Here is a 769-nt window from a genome sequence, read left to right as displayed (position 1 = left end):
GCGGGTGATCCGTGCGGCGCTTGCCGACGCGGGGCTGTCGGCGAGGGACGTGGACGCGGTGGAGGCGCACGGGACCGGCACGCGGCTGGGAGACCCCATCGAGGCGCAGGCGCTGCTCGCCACGTACGGCCGGGAACGCCCGGCAGAGCGGCCGCTGTGGCTCGGCTCGCTGAAGTCCAACATCGGCCACACCTCTGCGGCGGCCGGTGTCGCCGGAGTGATGAAGATGGTCCTCGCGATGCGGCACGGGCAACTGCCGCGGACCCTCCATGTCGACGCGCCGACCCCCCGGGTCGACTGGTCGGCGGGTGAGGTCCGGCTGCTCGCCCAGGCGCGCGCGTGGGAGACCGGCGGCGGGCCGCGCCGGGCCGGGGTGTCGTCGTTCGGCGTGAGCGGGACGAACGCGCACGTGATCCTGGAACAGGTCCCGGAGGCATCCTCCTCCGAGGCCCACGACGTGTCCGCGCCGGTGCCGTGGGTGCTGTCGGCGAAGTCGCCCCAGGCATTGCGGGAGCAGGCGGCACGGCTGCTGGAGGTGTGCGGCCCGGACGTGCGGGCCGGTGACGTGGGGTTGTCGCTCGCCGTGTCCCGCTCCCGCTTCGAGCACCGGGCCGTGGTGGTGGGGGACCGGGAACAACTGCTCGCCGGTGTGCGGGCACTGGCCGCCGGAGAGCCGTCTCCGTTCGTGGTGGAGGGCCGGGCGTCCCAGGCCGGGAAGACGGTGTTCGTGTTCCCGGGGCAGGGCTCGCAATGGGCTGGGATGGCGAGT

Annotated in this window: 1 protein-coding gene; it reads left to right on the top strand. The window is 74.4% G+C overall.

Going from position 1 to position 769, the window contains the following annotated elements; genetic code table 11:
- A partial coding sequence (locus ADK41_RS05140; RefSeq protein WP_167353450.1) for a ketoacyl-synthetase C-terminal extension domain-containing protein occupies positions 1-769 on the top strand: 769 nt, incomplete at both ends.

This window comes from Streptomyces caelestis (genome assembly GCF_001279005.1).
GTDB classification, from domain to species: Bacteria; Actinomycetota; Actinomycetes; order Streptomycetales; family Streptomycetaceae; genus Streptomyces; species Streptomyces heliomycini.
The sequence above is the reverse complement of the archived record's forward strand: the minus strand, read 5'-3'. Positions and strand labels throughout refer to the sequence as shown.